The organism is Blautia sp. NSJ-140 (assembly GCF_022868965.1).
Classification (GTDB): Bacteria; Bacillota; Clostridia; order Lachnospirales; family Lachnospiraceae; genus Blautia_A.
The window spans coordinates 78,954-95,930 of sequence record NZ_JALIFS010000005.1 but is presented as its reverse complement, the minus strand read 5'-3'; the positions used below and the strand labels follow the sequence as shown (position 1 = coordinate 95,930).

At 45.3% G+C, this 16,977-nt stretch carries 15 protein-coding genes; 1 reads left to right on the top strand and 14 read right to left on the bottom strand.

What is annotated here, in order from left to right:
• Nucleotides 1-74 precede the first annotated feature (74 nt).
• The 14 genes from MUB50_RS07630 to MUB50_RS07565 all read right to left on the bottom strand — a co-directional run bounded on the left by MUB50_RS07630 (nt 75) and on the right by MUB50_RS07565 (nt 15,931).
• Complete coding sequence (locus MUB50_RS07630) at nt 75-872, bottom strand: zinc dependent phospholipase C family protein (protein WP_173753495.1); 798 nt, start codon at nt 870-872, stop codon at nt 75-77.
• A gap of 73 nt (nt 873-945) precedes the next feature.
• Nucleotides 946-1,515, bottom strand: a complete 570-nt coding sequence (gene scpB / locus MUB50_RS07625) for an SMC-Scp complex subunit ScpB (protein ID WP_022426764.1) — start codon at nt 1,513-1,515, stop codon at nt 946-948.
• A 23-nt stretch (nt 1,516-1,538) separates the two neighbouring features.
• On the bottom strand, nt 1,539-2,324 hold the full coding sequence (locus MUB50_RS07620; protein ID WP_118368837.1) for a segregation and condensation protein A: 786 nt from the start codon (nt 2,322-2,324) through the stop codon (nt 1,539-1,541).
• Between the two features lie 9 nt (nt 2,325-2,333).
• Nucleotides 2,334-3,140: a metallophosphoesterase gene (locus MUB50_RS07615; protein WP_244790769.1), complete on the bottom strand. Its 807-nt coding sequence runs from the start codon at nt 3,138-3,140 to the stop codon at nt 2,334-2,336.
• A 1-nt stretch (nt 3,141) separates the two neighbouring features.
• On the bottom strand, nt 3,142-4,176 hold the full coding sequence (locus MUB50_RS07610) for a molybdopterin-binding protein (RefSeq protein WP_118513478.1): 1,035 nt from the start codon (nt 4,174-4,176) through the stop codon (nt 3,142-3,144).
• Nucleotides 4,177-4,263: 87 nt separating this feature from the next.
• On the bottom strand, nt 4,264-5,451 hold the full coding sequence (locus tag MUB50_RS07605) for a D-alanyl-D-alanine carboxypeptidase family protein (RefSeq protein WP_244790767.1): 1,188 nt from the start codon (nt 5,449-5,451) through the stop codon (nt 4,264-4,266).
• A gap of 108 nt (nt 5,452-5,559) precedes the next feature.
• Nucleotides 5,560-7,581 carry a diguanylate cyclase domain-containing protein gene (locus tag MUB50_RS07600; protein ID WP_244790765.1) on the bottom strand — a complete coding sequence of 674 codons (2,022 nt, stop codon included), beginning with the start codon at nt 7,579-7,581 and terminating at the stop codon, nt 5,560-5,562.
• 159 nt (nt 7,582-7,740) lie between these two features.
• Entirely contained in the window at nt 7,741-11,016 is a 3,276-nt protein-coding gene (locus MUB50_RS07595) for a SpaA isopeptide-forming pilin-related protein (RefSeq protein ID WP_244790763.1), read from the bottom strand.
• Complete coding sequence (locus tag MUB50_RS07590) at nt 11,013-12,236, bottom strand: hypothetical protein (RefSeq protein ID WP_138277481.1); 1,224 nt, start codon at nt 12,234-12,236, stop codon at nt 11,013-11,015. The genes MUB50_RS07595 and MUB50_RS07590 overlap by 4 nt, the downstream gene beginning before the upstream one ends.
• Nucleotides 12,233-12,817: a hypothetical protein gene (locus tag MUB50_RS07585; protein WP_244790761.1), complete on the bottom strand. Its 585-nt coding sequence runs from the start codon at nt 12,815-12,817 to the stop codon at nt 12,233-12,235. Before MUB50_RS07585 ends, MUB50_RS07590 begins: the two co-directional genes overlap by 4 nt.
• Complete coding sequence (locus MUB50_RS07580) at nt 12,814-13,461, bottom strand: TasA family protein (protein WP_244790759.1); 648 nt, start codon at nt 13,459-13,461, stop codon at nt 12,814-12,816. Before MUB50_RS07580 ends, MUB50_RS07585 begins: the two co-directional genes overlap by 4 nt.
• 2 nt (nt 13,462-13,463) lie before the next feature.
• Complete coding sequence (locus MUB50_RS07575) at nt 13,464-13,943, bottom strand: signal peptidase I (protein WP_118623919.1); 480 nt, start codon at nt 13,941-13,943, stop codon at nt 13,464-13,466.
• A gap of 483 nt (nt 13,944-14,426) precedes the next feature.
• Nucleotides 14,427-15,320, bottom strand: coding sequence for a M14 family zinc carboxypeptidase (locus tag MUB50_RS07570; RefSeq protein ID WP_110102293.1), 894 nt, complete (start codon nt 15,318-15,320; stop codon nt 14,427-14,429).
• A gap of 77 nt (nt 15,321-15,397) precedes the next feature.
• Nucleotides 15,398-15,931 (bottom strand): hypothetical protein, encoded by a 534-nt coding sequence (locus tag MUB50_RS07565; RefSeq protein WP_227752256.1) that lies wholly within the window; start codon nt 15,929-15,931, stop codon nt 15,398-15,400.
• A 149-nt stretch (nt 15,932-16,080) separates the two neighbouring features.
• Here MUB50_RS07565 and MUB50_RS07560 point away from each other — a divergent pair, with 149 nt between their 5' ends.
• The gene (locus tag MUB50_RS07560; protein ID WP_118368846.1) at nt 16,081-16,923 is read left to right on the top strand and encodes an ABC transporter ATP-binding protein; all 843 of its coding nucleotides are present in this window, start codon (nt 16,081-16,083) and stop codon (nt 16,921-16,923) included.
• Nucleotides 16,924-16,977 lie beyond the last annotated feature (54 nt).

Sequence of the window (16,977 nt, the reverse complement as noted above, 5' to 3'; positions counted from 1 at the left end):
AGTAACTGTTATATTTAATTTTATGCGGAGATAGCATTCGGATATCACTTGTATCTATTGTCTGCCGGGATCGATCATCCGTTAAAAGTCAGATCCCATCTGTCAGAAAGATGTCCTGGCCTGACTGCAAGTGAAGCAAGCTCTTCCAACATATCCGGTGCCTTGGCAAGTGCCTCTTCCATCAGACTGTCCAGCTTAAGAAGCTCATCTTTGCAGTCGATCTCCGGCTCCGGGCTCATAAAAAAATCGGTAATAAACGCAGATCTCTTTTTTCCTGCGGGGGAAAGGGCATGTTCCGAAAGGCGTCTCTTCCTTCCTCCATCATCACATACCAAAATACAGGTGAATATCTTCATCATTTTCAATGACAGATAAATGTTCCAGGTACGGATCGCCGGCAATACCTGGTGGATCGTCCATGCACTGAGAAAACTGGCACGGATCCCATGAGACGGATAAAAACGCAATGGATCTTTGCCGGTTTCATACATCAGCATACGATCAAATTCCTTCTCAAAGAGCGTATGTGAGACTTTCCCCTCGGCAGCTACCTGATTGACGTAAGGATGACAAGTAGAATCCAGGATATAATGACATCCGAACCCCAGCAGGTAGGCCATCAGTGCAGGATTTTTTTCCTCCCGGACCTTCGCCATTCCCTTTTCAAAGAATTCTCTTGCTTTCCGTCCGTGCATCTGCACTCCGTACTGTGTCACCGGATTTTTGGATATAAAATAATAAAACAGGATATCCGGACCATGCTGTCCGATCCGGTACAGATTTCCGTTGCTTCGGATCAGATGCTGTAATTTTGCGGAAAGTTTCCGGTAAACCCTTTTTCCAAAAAGATCATGTGCGTATGTTGTGGGCATTTTTGTCACTCCTCTTCTGTTTCCTGATCTGTCCGGCAGGTCCCGGCAAACCGACATCTGTCCGTGTTATTTGTTATACGTCCAGCTTCAGCTGGATCTCTTCCTCTGCTTCCGCCTTGAAATCCTCCAGCTGGACCGGATCCATTTCCGGAAGATCTTCCAGCCCCTGGACACCAAAGCAGCGCAGAAATTCTTCGGTGGTTCCCAGGAGGATCGGGCGACCCGGAGCATCCAGACGTCCAAGTTCTCTCACCAGATCATAATCCATCAGCTTATTGATGGCATGATCACATTTTACCCCTCGGATCTTTTCGATTTCTGCTTTTGTAACAGGCTGTTTGTAGGCAATGATCGAAAGGGTCTCAAGCATAACATCTGTCAGCGTGGGTTTCTTTGGCTGCGCTGCGATCCGGATAAGAGAATCATAGTATTCTTTTTTTGTACAAAGCTGAAAGGAGTTTTCGAGCTCTATGATCTGGATCCCCCGCTCTTCTTCCTGATAACGGATCATCATATTTCGGATGATATTTTCCGTTGTTGTCGGATCCTGACGGATTGCTCTGGCAATACGGGGTAATTCCACAGCTTCTCCCATTGCAAACAGGATGGCTTCGATTTCTCCTTCAATTCGTTTGATTTCCACTTATTATCCTCATTCCTACTATATTATTCATCTGCAAACTCTGTCAGATTCTTCCATGTGTCCGGATCCGTGATAACTTCCACATGAATATCATCAAAAAGATCTTCCTGTTCTGCATGAACATGTCCCATTTTCATCAGTTCCAGAATTGCCAGAAATGTCACGATCAGCTGTATTTTGGAATGCTGATTTTCCATCAGCCTGCGAAAGCTGAATTTCCGGTGAGCTTTTGCATATTCCTTCATTTCCAGCAATTTATCAGAAAGTGATATTTCCTCTTTTTCAATCCTTCCGAATTTACTTCGGATCGGATCGATCTTATCTTCCTGTCTGCGGATCAATGCCTGATAGATCGCGCTCATCCGCTCCAGTGTCAGACCCCGGAGAAGTTCCTGGGGATCAGACGGCGGAGTATACTGCAGCACTTCTTCCGGAAGATCCTGTTTTCGGTAATAAACCCCTGCCGCATCTCCAAGCCTGTCCCGTAATTCATAGGACATATATTTGTACATCTTATATTCCAGCAGCTTCTGCACAAGCTCTGCTCTGGGGTCCTCCTCTTCTCCTTCCTCATTCACTTCTTTCGGAAGAAGCATTTTGCATTTGATATCCAGAAGAGTAGCTGCCATGACAAGAAATTCGCTCATGATCCCCAGATCTTCTTTTTCCATGGAATGCAGATATTCCATATACTGATCTGTAATCTCCACAATAGGAATATCATAGATATCGATCTTGTTTTTATCAATCAGGTGAAGCAGAAGATCCAGAGGGCCTTCAAATACATTCAGCTTAACAGATAATGCCATAGGGTTTCCTCATTTCATTTTTTCGGAAGGTTTTATATCGATTACCAGCAGTTCCCTTGGATTATGGATCCGAAGGGGGATGGTATGTTCTCCAAGTCCGGCACTTACGATCATATGCTGATCACCTTTGTGAAAGTCTCCGCAGCAAAACGGCGGAAAAAGCAGATATTGAGGAGATGAAAGACCGTAATGTTCACTGAGGCGGACAACGCCTCCGTGATAATGTCCGGACAGGATCAGATCAGCGCCCCATTCAAAATAGGTTTTTCCGTATTTCGGATTATGTGCCAGCAAGATCTGCATCCCTGTATCTTCAGGTTTTCCGATCATTTCTTCCATCACTTCTTTTTTCAGCTTCGGTGATCTTGGTTTATGATAATATTCGATGGGAAGCTCCAATCCCCAGAAACAGAAGTGTTCTCCCTGCAGGACCATATCTTCACGTCCGTTCCTTAAAATATGCACACCGGCTTTTTTCAGTGCCTTTTCATATTTCGCATAATATGGCCGATATTCTTCGGAAAGGGACATTTTATATTCATGATTACCAAGTGCATAATACACGGGAAAATCTCCTGCAAGCTCTGTCAGCAGCTTACATGCAGTTACCAGAGTATCCGTTTCTGTGCGTACAGCCATGTCACCGGCAGAAAGGATCACGTCCGGAGCAAGCTTTCGGATCGTCTCTGTCAACCGTATATTGTCTTTTCCGTAGGATATCCCGTGAAGATCCGCAAGAAGGATCATCCGCACGCCCTGTGGAGCATGGATCTTGTCCGTATGGATCTCATATTGTTTGATTCTGAATTTTTTCATATTATTTTCCAAATCCGCAATTCGGGAAAGTACAAACCGGACAGTTCAGACAAAGTCCGCCTTCTCCCAGCCTGGCGATCTCCTCTGCCTTGATCTCATCATCCGCCATCACTCTGGGCAGGATCAGATCAAATACCGTTCTTTTTGCGTACATGACGCAGCCCGGAAGTCCAAGTACCGGTATGGATCTTCCGTTCCGCTCAAGATATGCCACAAGCAGCATAGCCCCCGGAAGTACAGGTGCTCCATAGGTTACGATCTTTGCTCCGGTGTCATGAATCCCACCTGGAGTACGATCATCGGGATCCACACTCATTCCGCCGGTACAGATGATCAGATCTGCTCCTGCATCTGCAAAAGAAAGAATTGCCTTTGTGATCTCTTCCTTATCATCTCCCGGCATCACCTGGCCTGTCACTTCTGTCGGAAACCCGGAAAGCTTTTCCCGGAGTACCGGTGTGAAGGTATCCCGGATCAGTCCTTTTTTGATCTCACTTCCGGTTGTGACAATTCCTACTTTTTTCTGCTGGTAAGGGAGAATGTCAAAGATCGGAAGACTTCCTGCTGCCTTCTCTGCCGCATCCATCTTTTCTTTCTCTATCACAAGCGGAATGATCCTGGTTCCTGCAACCTTATCACCTTTTTTTATCGGAAAATCGCCATGTCTGGAAGCGATCATCATTTCTCCCAGAGAATTCACAGCCACAAGTGCATCACGACGTATTTTCAGAATACCATCGATTTTTGATACCACCTCGATCTTACCTTCTTTGATCTCAGTTCCATGTACTTTGGAAGAATTTCCGGCACAGATTTTGTAAAGGATCTCTGCAGCTTCATTTTCGTGAAGGATCCCCGGTTTTTTCTCCCACACAAAAAGGTGTTCTTTTCCTACAGAGAGCAGCAGTGGTATATCCTCTTCTTTCACTACATGCCCTTTTTTGAAAAGAACGCCTTTTTTCTCATCTTTTATGATCTGCGTGATATCATGGCACAGAATGTGGCCCACTGCATCTTCTGTTCTGATCTCTTTCATCCAAAATCCCTTCCCTGTTCTGTTATTTCTTCAATCCGTTGTATTATACATCCAGTCTGCCCTTTTTGTCAAAATATGTTGCAGGCATCACAAAAGAAATGCCTGACAGGTTCTTTCCAGCCAGTCACGGTATCCGGCCTTTTTTATTGTTTCCCCGTACAGGATATCCAGACTGCCGATCTTTTTCCCATCCTGATAGTATTCCTGTGCCCCTGCTTTCTGCCCTTTTTTCACCGGCGCACTTTGTTCTTTGGGAAGGATCAATTTTTTCTTAACATTGTCAGGTTTCGTGCCATCTGTGCTGATATATCGGAATTTCCCTCTATATACAAGCGGAACCTGCTCTTTGACTCCTTTGCGGAGCTTCATAGGTTCCAGTGGCTCCAGAGCATCATCCAGATACAATGTGCACTTAGAAAAGCCGTAATTTAAAAGAGTTGCTGCATCCCGGAATCTTGTTTTCGGGTCCGGTGCGGCCATCACGGAGGCGATCAGTGTGATCCCGTTTCGTTCTGCCACAGCACTGAGGCAGTATTTTGCAATACTGGTGCTGCCTGTTTTAAGTCCCATACACCCCTCATAGCTGCGCAGCAGTTTATTGGTGTTGGTCAGTGTGAATTTTGAGGAACCTTTTCTGGTAACGTGTGTGATATCCTCCATCCAGACAGATGAATATGTAAGAACTTCCGGATATCTGCTGATGAGCTCCCTGCTCATAAGTGCAATGTCATAGGGCGTTGTATAATGCTCCTGTGATTCCGTCAGCCCGCAGCAATCCACAAAATGAGTATTTTTCATTCCAAGATCATTCGCCCTCTCGTTCATCCTCTCCACAAAGGCCTGTTCTGTTCCCGCAACATGCTCTGCCATGGCTACACTGGCATCATTTCCGGAAGCAATCACAATACATTTGATCATGGTTTCCGCATTCTGTGTCTCTCCCTCTTCCAGAAATACCTGCGACCCTCCCATGGATCTGGCATAGGCACTGGTGGTAATGGTATCCTCCAAATGCAGTGTTCCCTCACGGATAGCATCAAAGATCAGGATCAGCGTCATGATCTTTGTAATACTGGCCGGGCTTCTTCGGGTGTCAGGATCCCTGGAATAGATCACTGTACCGGTTTCTTTTTCCATAAGAACTGCACCCGGCGCTTCGATCAGCTGCTGTGCTTTTCTGCTATCCTCAGTTTCCCCCCTGACACCAACAGGTGTCAGAGCCAGGCATAAGACTAAGATGCAGATTAAAAGGCTTTCCGGAACACTTCTGTTCATAAGCTCACTCCTGCCGAAAACATCTCTGTTCTATTGTAAAAGCTTTCCTGAAAGTTTATTCCTGAAATTCTGAAAAATCATGGATTCCGGTCCGTATTCCTGTGTCTTTCACTCTGCATCGCTTTGTTTTTTCAGTTCTTCGTCATACAGCTTAACACCTGTTTCGCAATTTTCAGCAGCATATTTTCTTGCATAATTCGCTGCATCGATTGCCTCAGATGCATTGGCACATTCTTTGGTGATCAGATAGATCCCCGTGCGGACACAGAGCTTCATATCCGGGTATTTCTCTTTCATCTGCCGTAAGAATTCCTGATTGATCTTTAAAGCAACTGTTTCCAGATCACCATCCATATCACAGGGAGTGAAGAGGATAAAATGATCAGAGATCGCCCTGGTAAAATATGTATCCATATCTGTTTTAAGAGTGCTTATCACATACTCGGAAAACTGCCGCAGGATCTGATCTCCCACACGGTATCCGTATTTTGCATTGATACGTTTAAATTTTTCAAAATCGGTATATATCACTGCATGTCCCGGACCGTAACCTCCGATCAGCATTTTCTCCACATCTTCTCGAAATCTTGAAAAAGAAGACAATCCGGTAAGCTGATCCCATCCGGATTCTGCAGCAATGCCACGATAAACACTGTTAAATGCCTGGTTCTTGGCATAATGCGCGGAAATGATCTTGGTAACTTCTCCCAGCAGTTTACGGTCTTCTCTGGACCAGAGTCTTTTTTCCCGGCAGGTCACATATACAATAGTTCCTGTATAGCTTCCTTCACAGTACATGGCAGCACAGACTACGGTTTTTGCTCCACCTTGTAACACATTCTTTCTTCCCTGTTCCGAATAATCAGCCAGATCGCTCTCCTGAAGGACCACAGTACCATATTCATCGTTATGGCGAAATAATGTGATAAAATCACTTTTTAAAAAATGGATCTCATCTATCAAAAGTCTGTAGTCCTCTTCCGAAACCCATTGAAAAATCCGGTCTGTTTTCTGCTCTGCCACTTCAGTACGCAGGATTGTGATCCGGTTAAGTCGGAATTTCAGACCGATCACTTTCATCAGAAGTTCAATAGCAGTCTGAAAGCTGCTCATTTTTTCAAATATTTCAAATGCAGTAGAAACAATATCATTATGAAGATATCTGGCATCTATCTCAACACCCTCATATAATTCCTGCTTTTTCTCTGTCTTATCCTCAAAATGTCTCAGATTATCACAGAAAGCATATCGGTTTTTTCCATTTTTCTTTGCCTGGTAAAGTGCCCAGTCTGCATTTTCAAAGAGCTGCTGATATGTATATCCGGAAACATTTTCCGGAAGAAAGCAAATCCCTACACTGCAGGTTGCCAGATATGTGGTTCCGGGAAATTTGAGTTTCTGCACTTCCTGGATCAGCTTTCCTGCCTTTTTCATGATAGTGGCATGTCCGATGTCCTTCAAAAAGATCACAAATTCATCGCCACCCAGGCGCATGATCACATCATTGATGTCGAACAAAGCCACAAACAGCTCTGCAAAACGTTTCAGGACTTCATCGCCGAACATATGTCCGTAAGTATCATTTACATTTTTAAAATAATCTACATCAAGCACCATCATCCCGCATCCTGCATAGGGATTTCTGGATGCAAGGTATTCATCGATCAGTTCTTTTCCGAAAAAGCGGTTATACACTCCGGTCAGAGGATCTTTCTGGGCACGTTCCTCAAGAAATTCTTCCTGCAGCTTCTCCCTGGTGATATCTCTGGAGCTTCCTATGAAATAATGATATCCGGTATTTTTATCCTGTGCTATAAATCCCCGTACTGTCAGAAGACTCGCATTACCATCTTTATTGATACACCGCACTTCTATCGTCCCGCCTTCACGGGATGTCAGAAAATCCGTCAGAAACTTCCAGTCGTCTTTATAAACATTGCTGTATTTCTGTCCACTGTTCTTAAAATCCGTAATATTTTTTACAGGTCTCAGGTATTCATCCAGACGTTCATATGTGTCCGTCTCCTGACAGTACTGAAAAATCTTCAGTGTAGTATTTCGATAAATGCAAGCGTATTTTTCCAATGTATCCCGAATATCAAAAACGGGATTTTTTTCGTCTGTTTTCATCATCGACCTCCCAGAGAGTTCTTGAGTTCACAGTATTTGTAAAAAAGTATACCATATCTTTGGGTATATATGTAGTTTTTTTATTTCTTTTTACAGTTTGTTTTTTACTATATAAAATACGTAGCTGAGGGCAGGATTACTCCTGCCCCTCTGCATTTTTCAGGAAAATGATACGGGTATGGTATTTTTTATGCTGTCATTATGGGAATATCGATCATATCTGGATTTCTCATTTACAAAAGTCAGCGATGCATTTTTGTTTTGCATTGTCAGAGCAGCCGTACCGGAAGCAATCTTCCGGGGATCTGTACCATATGCAGGTGCAGCGCCTTTTATGATGCGGACATTCTCTGTATTTGCCCATACCTCTTTCAGATAATAGCGTAGTACCGGTTTTTCCCAGACCGTATACTGCCCCAGCGGGATATTCCTGAGAGTGACCGATAATGTTGCATATCCATTTTTATCAGTTTCATAGCTTCCTCTGGTAAAGGTCACATAATCCTCATATCTGTGAGGATTTCCGGATAGATCCGTACCTTCTGCCACAAAGGAAAAGGTTGGATTTCCATGAGCCCAGGTAATATCCTCCTCTTTGATCTTTTTTACGATGGTGATATTTCCCAGCGGAAGTGTTACCGGAGTATTCTCTGCTTTCAGATCCACAGTATCCGTATCTGTATTTGCTTTTTTCTGGAAGATTACCTCCTTTTCATATTTGCCTGTATAGTTCTCCGGATTTTTTGTTTCCACTACTTTGAACCTTCCCTGATTGGCATCTGTAAGCACCAGCTCTTCAGTAGAGTACCATCCGGTTTCTACGTCAAACTTCAGGATACTCTGCCCGCCCAGGTCATCCTGGTAAGTCTGGTTCTCTCTGTTCCACTGAAGCACAGTAAATTCAGCATCTTCCAGAACTTCCCCGGTATAAATGTCTGTTTTTCTCAGTCGGATCACTCCTGTATATTCCTTTTCATTGACAACTTCAAAGGAACGGCGGGCATCCTTGTCTGTGATATTTACTTCTTCTTCCCAGCTTCCTGTATATCCGGGCGGAGTCTTTGTTTCCATGATCTTATATTTTCCCTCATTATCCGAGGTCTTTAAAAGTTCACCGCTTACATAAAGCTCACTTGAGCTATCATAATTCAGAAGTGTTCCTTTTTCTTTATAGGCTTTTTTGGCTGCGCTGTATTCATAAAGTGTAAACTCCGCACCCTTCAGGACCTCACCGGTCTTCGCATCGATCTTACGAACCTCTATCCTTCGTTTTTCGTTCTGATAGTTCACTGCTTCAAACAGAAATTCCTGCTTTTCTCCCGGCTTTTCCAACGTAAAATTTTTCTGCCAGTTTCCGGTGTAATTGGGTGGAGATTTTGTCTCCCGTACACGGAATTTTCCCTGATTGTCTTCGGTATAATTAAATTTCTCGGAGTTATAGATACGTTTCTGTCCATCATAAGTCAATTTTTTTAAGGTTACATAGCTTTTGCTTTTTTTACTCCACTGATACAGGGTAAATTCAGCTCCTGCCAGTGGATCACCGGTATTTCCATCTTTCTTTCTGATGGATACTATTCCACTGATATCCATGATATCCGTTACGTTGACGGTTGTTGTCTTTCCACCGGTTACTGTAAGATTTTTGATAACGGTGTTCAGCTTGTATCCGGCAGCGGTTTTAGTTTCCTTCACATAATATTTTCCGGGAAGCAGCTTTGAAAAAAGGATCTCTCCACCGGCGTTTGTTGTTCCGGATGAAACCTTCTGATCCTTACTGTACATAGTCCGGTATCCGGAGGTCAGAGCTTCTGCTGCAAACAGTCCGTACTGCGCTCCCTGGATCAGTTTTCCCGTGTTGGGTTCCTTCTTGACCAGCTTTGCATTGCCGTAAACCGATGGCTTTACTGAAAACGAAAGGCTTCCTCTTGTTCCCTGATATACGTAAGCGCCAAAATCCTGTACTCCATCTTTTCCTGCCTGTGCACTTCCGTCAACCAGGATATAGGAAACCGGCTGAAGCAGCATTTTGCAGGAAAACTTCTTTGTAGCAGATGCATTTAACGGAAAGATCAGAAAAAAGTATGCTCCATCCTTCAGGTTCAGGCTTGTTCCCGACATCATTTTGGGATTGGATTTGTGAGAATTATACTCCGCTGCACTTGTCCAGTAGGCAAGCTGCCATTTTTCTGCAGCTCCCCTGGTAATGGTGATCCCATTTCCTGCTTTTGCTCCGTCTGTCACTTTCATAAGAGTACTCATCTGAAATCCGTCCTTCATACTGTCCGGAACAAAGGGAAAACCTGCTGGTCTGCTTCGGAATACACTTAAGGGGATTGTCTTTCCGGATGCTGCCGACCAGGAACCATCTTCGGAAACATAAACAGCTGCCTTGTTTCTTGCAGGGATCGTCAATGTTTGGATCTTATCGATCAGGCGGTTTATCCCTGTATGTTCTACTTCTGCTGCTGTGGCATATCCACAGTCATTAAAGTATACCTTTGACAATGCAATATGCGTGAATACATAACGGTTCTGCCATTTTGACCAGTCTATGTGACTGCAGGAGGGGTCATATCCGGTCCCCAGATCCCCCGGTCCTCCGTAACCAAAGTACAAAAGCTTCTGGATCACAGAATTAGTCAGTGCTTTTACTGCCTCATTCTTCAGCGTCATACTGTCCAGCCCATCCTTGGTCGCTTTCAGGCAATACAGAGGTGAAACCTTCTCCTCTCCTGTATCATCGATATAATGTACAGAACGATACGTACATCCCATACGGGTTTTATTTCCGGGACCAAGAAAATCATTGGCAGCTGTCCAGATCTCATCGCAGTAAACCCTGGTCCAGCTGTCCAGATAATACTGGGACGGGGAAAGTGCTGTAACTGCGAGGGAATCCTCTCCCTCTGAAATCACTTCCGCACTGCCTGCTTCCCGGATCTTCCCCGGAAGTGCTGCAGAAAGGGCAATGATCTCTCCGTTTTCAATCTCCTGGATCAGTTTTTGATCCTCTTCACTTTCTGCTGTGAGGATTTCTGCATTTTCTTCCGTAAAAACGATAAATCCCGGATCTTCCGCCTGCTCCGGTGTTTCTGTCAGGGCTGTATTTTCTTCTTCTGAAGCAGCTTCCGATTCTTCTTCCGGTTCGATCAGCTCATCACTGTCAGTATTTTCAGCATTATCTTCACCTTCTTCAAAAGCTCCCTCCACCGTTTCCTGTTCAGGCAAGGCTGTCGGAACCGGCATCTCAGCCTCCCCAGGCTGAGACGTTACCGGAATATCCGGGGCCTCCTCTTCTTTCTCCGGTTCTGCCTGTTCCTGCTGCGGATCTGCTGATACCGAACTCATATCTGCTGCAGGACTGGCCGAAACCACAAGAGAAGAAGCTGTGATCATCAATGCCATCCATGCACCGATCATTCTTCTTTTCAATTTTTTCGTCCTCCTTTCCATAGCGTCAGACTGCAGGTAAGCAACGCCATACCAGCCATCAGTGCAAACAGGAGCACAGGAGATTCATCTCCGGTCTTCACTGGTGTTGTCCTTACCGAAGAACTGTTATTTCCGGAAGCTCTTTCTGTGGCTTCTTTCCTGTCATTCCGGCGTGGGACGGAACTGGTTTCCAACGTCTCCTGATCCTCCTCCACAGAAAAGATCCATTTCACGTCTGCTGCCCGAAGAGCATATAAATTATCCAGCTCTGCCGGAACCGTAACTTCAAATCTCATGTTTCCTTTTTCTCCACTGGAAAATTCCCCCAGGGACACGGCTTTATTGAGAGACACAGCCAAAAGATCCCCGGAATACAGCTTTTTATGATTCATGGTGATCACCAGCTTCAGCTTTTTCAGAAATTCCTGATCCTTTACCGATTTACATTCCGGTGATGTGCGGAAGAATATCTCTGCAGCATGCTCCGTTGTGTTACTGATCTCTACAGAATCATGAAAAACATCTCCCGGCATTGCCGTTGAAAATCCGGAAAAAAAGTCTTCCGGAGCTGCGATCAGTTTGTGCGCGTTTCCTTCAAACTTCACCTTCAGATCCACCGGACTTTTTTTCTGAACCACAAGACCATCGGTATCGTGGATACATCTTAAGATCTTCTGATTTCCCCAGGGTGACATGGCACGGAAATCCGGTGCAAAATTTGCCGCCTGGACAGCATCTGCCACGATGGTGATCCCCAGCTTCTTATCCTGGTAGGATTCATCCCATTGGGATGGTACAGTCACACCGGTAAAAATATCCACGCTGTCTCCCTGTTCCAGCTTCCTGGTATAATAAAAATACTCTCCCTTCCGGATCCATCTCGGTGACATTCCTGTAAGATTCCTGTCATCCAGACCATCCAAACCTTCCAGATCATCTGTATAAGAGATCTTCACCCTTACCCAGCATGGCTCTGAATGATTGGTGATCCTGGGGATCTTGGATATCTCATCTCCCGGAAGAACGATCCGGCGATCCTGATATTTCATTTCTCTGCCGTCCTTTTTTTCCAGTTCCCTGAGAGAAATATTGATATCTCCCACTGCTATGTGATTGGTCACTGTCACGGAATCTGAAAATCTGGCATAAGCAGCCGTGCACGCCAGGATACTGCCTGCTATAACAGCACCTGCCAGCAGGACTTTAAGGTGTTTCTTCAAGCATTTCCCCTCCTTTCTGCCTGAGCAGAAATCGGATCTGAAAAATACCTCCACGCACTTTCATAATCTGAAAATCCTTCTGCCTGTACAGCTTCCTCATAAACATTGATCTCAAAATCTTTAATGCTGTCCCTGTAAGTATCATCGATCTTCTGGGGATCAATCTGAAATCCGGTACACAGAGGAGCTGTTTTTTCTCCCTCGGATATCTTTTTGCGGTAGTAATAATAGCCGTCCTGACTGTTATACACCCAGTTTGCCGTATCCAGACCTGTTAATTTTACGCCTCTGCCGATATCGTCATTGGAGTAGGAAAGGGACATCCTCACATAGCAGTCTGCCTGGAACCCTTTCACACTGCCGGAAAAATTCCCGATCCGGATCTCTTTTCTGTAGGACGGACCATTCTCAATAGGCGTAGGTGTAGGATCCGGAAAATCCTCCTCGATTTCCGTTGTCACATACCCCACAGCAGCAGAATTTATCTTTTTTTCGAAATCTGAAAAATACGCCGCAGTCCCTGTTGCACACAGGAGCCCTGTTGTCAGGAGAAAAAAAGCGGGTCTTTTTAATCTATTCATTTCGTGACACCACCGGCCTGTCCTTTATTCTGATTTACATATTTCTGGTAAGCAGCAGTTGCCTGCTCCAGAACCGTAGTCTTGTCATCACCGGTATTGGTAGCCTGGATTGCATAAGCCCGTACCGGCATATCGATCTGCTGTGTATCCAGCTGACCTTCGATGATATTGGCAAAGGTTACTGTATCAAAAAGAGTTGTTGTCTTTGTTCCCGGCTTCAGGATGTGATTATATGCATAGGTATAGACCATATTCTGCCCCACTTCGGTCCGCTCCAGCTGTGTCCAGTCCTTGTTTTTGGTGAAGCTGAACAGCTCTGTTTTCGCAAGCGCATTCCTGGTGCCATCCTTGGCTGCCGTGATCACATTTCGGACCGGAACAGAAACTTCCAGATATACAAATGCTTCATTTACTCCTTTATTTGATACATAGGGGTCCTTCCGGATCACCTGAGTAGGAACCAGATCTGTATTGTCCTCCGGTTTCCAGTTAGGCTCATCCAGGTCGATATCCACTTTTCCTACGGTAAAGCTGTTGGTTGCCGTTTCAAAATCCGTAAGATATGCCGCTGTTCCTCCGGCTGCCAGTGCAGTGATCACAGCAGCAAGTGTGATTCCTTTTACCAGTTTTCTGTTTTTCATCATGATTAAATTCCTCCCTGTATTTTTTTCTTTTTTGGGGTATATGCCAGATCAAAGAGTACTGACAGACATGCCGCAATGCAAACTGCGGCAAAAGGGATCCGGGCTTTCAGAAAATGGATCACGTAGCCCAGATAAGGCAGGTGAAAGACTACCCGCCCGATGATCTGTGACGCCTCTGCGGGAACAGGATCTTCTGTCTTGTTGGCGTCACCTTTTGTGATAAAGATATCCTTTTCTTTTTTTACCACTCTGTGGGTGACAACGGTATCTCCGTTATGAAAAGTAATGATATCTCCCTTTTTCGGAGAAAACTCTCCTTCCTTTGTAAAAACCACAGCTCCGGTTGGAATCTCAGGTTCCATGGAACCGGAATAGACCACATAGGGCCGGATCCCGAAAAGTCCGGGAATTAAGAGTACCAATGCTGTCACCAGCATCAGCCCAAGAACCGTGTTGCCGATACATCGAAAAAATGTTTTCATTCCTGTATTCTGTTCTATATACGATATTTGATGATCACTTCCCTCTGCAGGGAAAGAAACAGTGTTCGGACATCAGAAAAATTCCGGCGGAGACCTGCTCCACATAAATTGAGCCATAAAAAAGTCCTCCCTGTATAGCAATTAATATGGCAGTTCGCAACGTGCTCCCATCACTTAAACTCACAAATCTTGAAGTGGGGACAAGCATGATCAAAATGATAATACAGCAAAAATACTGAATGGAAATTATTCGAGCAGATATGCTCAGATGTACAGTTCCTCTCATCACATACAGAGATGGATGAATTCCTGCAACATTTGTTAAAAAAGATTTGTTTCAGATGATGTTATTATAGGATTCACAGCCCCGGAAGTCAATCAAATTCGTCCGACAGGATTCGACACTGGTTTCTCAGCGGGTATGTCTGCCACCCTATATTTCATAAGCTGACAGACCCTGCATCCGCACAACGCCAGATTTTTTTACAGCTGTACCAGCGAGTAAATATATTCCAATGGAAGGAGCAGCAGATCACGGATTTCCCGTTCTTCCTCTTCTTTATTTCCGGAATTTACCGGCAATTCGATCCGGAAAGCCGGCTGACGGATCATTTCTCCGTAATACTGTTCCGGCCTGCCTGTGCTCCTTCGCCCGTTCTGCACTTCTCTTTCTATTGCCAGCTGCTCCAGCTTTCCCCTGGTACATTTTTTTAAGTGACGTGCAAGACGGTAGCATCTCTGACCAGTGGAAAAATTCTGATCCCGCCGGTAATAAACCACCTTTTTCCCATATCCGCAGAAAACCAGCAGGCCACGTCCTCCGTATTCCTGAAAGATCCGGATCAGCGCCCGTGTCTCATTTTCACTGGCAGGCTGCTGATGGATCTTTTTTCTGCTGCAGAAGGTGGTGGGAAAATTCCGTGCAGTATCCATTCCTCTTGCATTTCCCTCGAATTCATCACAGGGAACATCCTGCATTTTCAGCATCTGACGGAAAATGGGATTTCGCACGGTATTGTAGCCCTTCCGGCAGATCTCATATCCATCCGGATTGACCACCGGTATGATACAAAGCCTGGTCTGATCCAGGAGCTTTTTTACCTCATAAAGCTCGTCCACGGTCCAGTTGCATTCATATATTCTGCAAAGCTCCAGTGCCATCCTGGTAAGCCTGTCCGTCATCTGACCATCCGTTCCGGAAAAGCCGGCCACACAGAAAATACAGGCATCTCCATGTCCGATCTCCAGCATAGGGATCATCCGGTCATCGTGGCTTTTTCCAATCACCCGAAACTGCGTAAAGCCGCTGTAACGCCTGGCAGCCTCCCACAGTGAATAATAAATTGCTTCGTAGGTTTTATCCTGTACTGTATCCATGATGTTCCCTTCCTTCCGTCTTTATACATGTTCGTTATTATGTATATTATGCGAAAGGGCATAAAAAAAGAACCGGTTTAACACCGATTCCTTTTGTTTACAAAATAATTCAGGATACCGCCGCCGATGATGATCACCAGCGCAACTGCAACCACTCTTTTCGCTGCCTCCTGAGGTAGCTGGCCCTTGGAGCCAATAGAAGCCTCATAAAAGGTCAGTGTATAATCGATCTCATGAGGGGCACCCATGGCCAGTGTATCTGCGATCACTTCCATCTTATCATCCAAGGCAGTTACCGGGACAGTAAAAACAGAATTTCTGCCTTCCTCACTCTCATTGAGATATTTTTCCCCATCTACGATCATGTAATCATAGTTGGAGCTGCTCCACTGGAGCCGTGCATACATCTTCCCCTCTTTTACCAGCATCAGCGTGGGAGAAGAAACGCTGGCCTTTCCGCTTCCGCCTTCCAGCTCCACCTGTATGGAATATTCTCCGTCCTCCAGATCTGTCTTCACTGCGTTCTCTCCATCTGCAGCCAGAACCTGTATAGGGCATAGCAGCAGCATAGTCAGAAGAATCAGCATTATTGTTCTCATCCTGTGTTTCATGGTTTTCTCTCCGTTTTCTGTTTTTCCTTCGTATCACTATAGCACAACGTTCCTTTTCTGTAAAGAACATCTCAGAGTTGTTGAAATGTCTCTTCTTTTCCAGTATAATAGAATGAAATTTGCATACAAACGAAAGGAAATGAACAGAGATGATCGAAACAAAAAATCTCACAAAAAAATTCGACAGTTTTACGGCTGTGGATTCTCTGGATCTTCGCATAGAAACCGGCGAATTTTTTGGTCTGCTGGGGCCCAACGGTGCCGGAAAAACCACCACGATCAGTCTGCTTTCCACTCTGCTCCTGCCCACAGAGGGCGAAATCCTCATTGACGGGCAGACACTTGGACGCAACCGACCGGATCTGAAACGCAAGATCAGCGTGATCACTCAGGAATACTCCATGCGCCAGGATATGAACATGGATGAGATCATGGAATATCAGGGCCGTCTTTATTTCATGCCACGAAAAGAGATCAAACGGAAAACCGAAGAGCTTCTGGATTTCTGCGGACTTCTTCCCTTCCGTAAGCGGACTGTAAGGAAGCTTTCCGGTGGTATGAAACGAAAGCTTATGGTATGCCGGGCACTTCTCACAAGTCCGGAGATCCTTCTTCTGGACGAGCCCACCGCAGGCATGGACGCGCTTTCCAGACGACAGATGTGGAATCTTCTCCGTCAGCTGAACGGAAAAAACCTGACTATTCTTCTTACAACCCACTATATGGAAGAGGCACAGTCTCTCTGCAACCGGGTAGCACTTATGGATCACGGAAAGCTGGAGGAGATCAATACTCCGTCAGGCCTGATCGACAGCCTGGGCAAATACACCGTAGATCAGGAAACACCGGAGGGGGCAAAAAGCCACTACTTCCACAGCCGGGAAGAGGCCATCTCTTTTCTGTCCTCTCTGGACGGACAGTGCACCCTTCGTGAGACAACTCTGGAGGATGTTTTTGTGGAGCGCGCAGGCAGGCATCTGATGCAGCGATAAGCCGGCGTCAGCCACAGTTATCTTATAATTTAACAGAATGGACGATGAATTATC